Raw genomic sequence first — 3,020 nt, 5'->3', positions numbered from 1 at the left:
GTGCCGGCCACCGGGGCGGCCGGGCCGCCCTCCTTCGGGCTGGGCGACGGCACGCCGTCAGGCGTCACGCCCGGGCTCTGCTGGGCAGCCTGGTTCTGCAGGTTGGCCTGGCGCTGCTGCTCGACGCGCGGCGCGGCGACGAAGTAGTTCCACCCGAGCAGCACCACCAGCGACAGGGCGATGGCCACGAACATGTTCGTCTTGTCATTGCCCATCGGGGCCACCGTCGCACGCGTTCGAGGTTGCTGAGGGCGCACGGGCTGGTGCCGCAGCGCGATCGGAAGGTCGGGAGGTCGAAGGGCCCTTGCCGCGGCCTTTCGTGGCGCCGGGCTTGGGCGGGCGCGGCGAACGGGGGTGCGCGTTCGGCCCGCGGGGCTTGGCCACCGCGGGGATCGCCCGGCGCAGGTCGTCCTTGAGGGTGTCGAACGCGGCGTCGATCGCCGGACGGCGGGCGATCAGCACGACGTCGGCCGGGACCGCACCGAGCTCGGGGCCGAGTTCGGCGACCGCGGCGCGGAGGCGCCGGCGGATGCGGTTGCGCTCGGTGGCATGGCCGACCCGCTTGGTGATCGTGAAGCCGAGATGGAGGCCAGCGATCGATTCGCCGTCCCGGACCTCGCCTGCGTCGCGCACGCGACCCTGCGCCGTCAGGCGCTCCGTGTGGAAGCGGCGCCCGTCGGCCGCCGCCAGGAAGTCGGGCCGCCGCCTCAGACGTGACACCGTCGGCGGGTTCGCCGCGGGCGCGAGGGTGGCCGGCGAGTCCGTTGTAGGCATGGGAAGCTCGGCCTCGCTCACGCCTCGGGCACCATCCGCGCCGCGAAGGGCGGCGCGACGGTCACGCTCAGGCCGAGAGCTTCTTGCGGCCGTGCGCGCGACGGCGGGCGATGACCTTGCGGCCGCCGGCGGTGGCCATGCGGGCGCGGAAGCCGTGACGGCGCTTACGGACGAGACGGCTCGGCTGGTAGGTTCTTTTCATGGCTCTGCAAGCCTCCAAAGGTCGAGGCGCGTTCGCGGGCGGCTATCGCCGCACCCGACCTTCACGCGTCTTTAAAGTGTGAATACACATGCGGACGGCGCCCGAACGGAGCGCCATCGCGACTGCGCGGCTTATGGCGGATGGGATTTACCGAGTCAACGTTTCGGCGGGCTTCCCAATGCCCGACGCGCGCCTCAGTGCCCCTCGAACTCCATCAGGGTCCGCACGGGCACGTCGAGCTCGCGCAGCTTCTGCGCGCCGCCGATCTCGGGCAGGTCGATCACGAAGCAGGCCGCGACCACCTCGGCGCCGATCTGGCGCAGCAGGTTGACCGCGGCGGTGGCGGTGCCGCCGGTGGCGATCAGGTCGTCCACGAGGAGCACCCGGTCGCCGGGCTTGATCGCGTCGACGTGGATCTCGAGCTCGTCGGTGCCGTATTCGAGGGTGTAGGCGATCGAGACGGTCTTGTGGGGCAGCTTGCCCTTCTTGCGCACCGGTACGAAGCCCGCCGAGAGCTGGTGCGCGACCGCGCCGCCGAGGATGAAGCCGCGGGCCTCGATGCCCGCGACCTGATCGATCCGTCCGCCCGCGTAGGGGTGCACCAGCGCGTCCACCGCCCGGCGGAAGGCGCGCGGGTCGCTGAGCAGCGTGGTGATGTCCCGGAACACGATGCCGGGCTTCGGATAGTCGGGAATCGAGCGGATCGAGTCCTTCAGGGCGATGTGGCGGCGTTCCATGCCGGGCGGGCCTTCCTCGTGATGATCGGCGGCTTAGAGCAGATGGCGCGGAATCTGGCCAGTTCGCGGCTCACCCGTTGACCTTGCGTAGGATGGCGACGAGCTCGCGGTGCAGGCCCTCGTTGCCGCAGGCCACCGATTTCGCGGCGAGCGGCTCCGAGGCGCCGTCGGCCGAGGTGACGAAACCGCCGGCCTCGCGCACCAGGATGATGCCGGCGGCGATGTCCCAGGTCTGCAGGTCGCGCTCCCAGTACAGGTCGAGCCGGCCGCAGGCGACGTAGGCGAGGTCTAGGGCCGCCGACCCCATCCGCCGCGTGCCGCCGGAGACCGCCATCACCGCGGCGACCTCGCGCAGCAGGCGGGGATGGTTGCCGCGCCCGAGATAGGGCGTGCCGTAGGCGGTGAGCGCGTCGGCCATGTCGACCCGGCCCGAGACCCGCAGGCGCCGGTTGTTGAGGTAGGCGCCCTTGCCGCGCTCGGCGACGAACAGCTCGTCCTTGACGGGATCGTAGATCACGCCCGCGACCACCTGGCCCTCGCGCTCGAGCCCGACCGAGATCGCGAAGTGCGGGATGCCGTGCAGGAAGTTCGAGGTGCCGTCGAGGGGGTCGACGTGCCACACGTGGCTCTTGTCGGTGCCCTCGACGACGCCGGACTCCTCCAGCACCATGCCGTAGCCCGGCCGCGCCTTGGTCAGGGCGTCGCGCAGGGTCTCCTCGGCCTTGCGGTCGGCCGCCGAGACGAAGTCGCCGGGGCCCTTTCGCGAGACCTGCAGGTTCTCGATCTCGCCGTAGTCGCGCCGCAGCCCCTTCGAGGCCTTGCGCACGGCGTCGACCATCACGGTCATCAAGGGTGAGGAGATCATGTCGAGGGCCTTGAGCGTTCGCGCGTCGTTGGACGCCGCGTTAAACGCTCTGGGGCGTGGAATCGACCCCCGGAACCGGGATGGCAGGCATCCCCGCCGGTCGCGGAGCCGATCACGCCGAACGCCGGCTGCGGTTCTGCCACGATGTGGTCGGCCGGCGCAGGTAGTAAAATTCCAAGTAGAAATTCTATCGAGCGTTGCAGTCATATCATCATTGCGAAAAACAATTGATCATCGCAATTTTTATAAAATCGGTTGTTAACTTTAGTCGACCACAACGCCTGGGAGATACCAGGGGGTCGGCCGGATCATGAGAGTCTTCTCTGATTGGGGTTCGTGAGGCAAGCTTCTCCTGATCGACGTTTTTGGGTTCCGGCTGTATCGCTCCCGCGGGTCACGCGCTTCTCTTCGCGGTCGGCGCGAGGCCGCCGCATGATGGGGT

At 69.5% G+C, this 3,020-nt stretch carries 4 protein-coding genes and 1 pseudogene; all 5 read right to left on the bottom strand.

Translation table 11 applies throughout. The annotated features are described in order from the left end of the window. A pseudogene (locus tag FV222_RS21680) lies at nucleotides 1-215 on the bottom strand (membrane protein insertase YidC); the annotation flags it as partial. Beyond that, nucleotides 205-774, bottom strand: coding sequence for a ribonuclease P protein component (gene rnpA, locus FV222_RS21675; RefSeq protein WP_147815612.1), 570 nt, complete (start codon nucleotides 772-774; stop codon nucleotides 205-207). The pseudogene FV222_RS21680 and the gene rnpA, both read right to left, overlap by 11 nt. Before the next feature lie 67 nt (nucleotides 775-841). Further along, nucleotides 842-976: a 50S ribosomal protein L34 gene (gene rpmH, locus FV222_RS21670; RefSeq protein WP_082643292.1), complete on the bottom strand. Its 135-nt coding sequence runs from the start codon at nucleotides 974-976 to the stop codon at nucleotides 842-844. A gap of 194 nt (nucleotides 977-1,170) precedes the next feature. Continuing rightward, on the bottom strand, nucleotides 1,171-1,713 hold the full coding sequence (locus FV222_RS21665) for an adenine phosphoribosyltransferase (RefSeq protein ID WP_147763207.1): 543 nt from the start codon (nucleotides 1,711-1,713) through the stop codon (nucleotides 1,171-1,173). 70 nt (nucleotides 1,714-1,783) lie between these two features. Next, nucleotides 1,784-2,578 carry an inositol monophosphatase family protein gene (locus tag FV222_RS21660; protein ID WP_147750173.1) on the bottom strand — a complete coding sequence of 265 codons (795 nt, stop codon included), beginning with the start codon at nucleotides 2,576-2,578 and terminating at the stop codon, nucleotides 1,784-1,786. Nucleotides 2,579-3,020: the final 442 nt, after the last annotated feature.

The sequence above is a fragment of the Methylobacterium sp. WL103 genome, from assembly GCF_008039885.1.
Classification (GTDB): Bacteria; Pseudomonadota; Alphaproteobacteria; order Rhizobiales; family Beijerinckiaceae; genus Methylobacterium; species Methylobacterium cerastii.
This window is presented reverse-complemented; position numbering and strand designations above follow the sequence as displayed.

Bases quoted from the DNA above. Each gene is read 5' to 3' on its own strand.
- rnpA (WP_147815612.1), bottom strand. From the start codon at position 774: ATGCCTACAACGGACTCGCCGGCCACCCTCGCGCCCGCGGCGAACCCG.
- rpmH (WP_082643292.1), bottom strand. From the start codon at position 976: ATGAAAAGAACCTACCAGCCGAGCCGTCTCGTCCGTAAGCGCCGTCAC.
- FV222_RS21665 (WP_147763207.1), bottom strand. From the start codon at position 1,713: ATGGAACGCCGCCACATCGCCCTGAAGGACTCGATCCGCTCGATTCCC.
- FV222_RS21660 (WP_147750173.1), bottom strand. From the start codon at position 2,578: ATGATCTCCTCACCCTTGATGACCGTGATGGTCGACGCCGTGCGCAAG.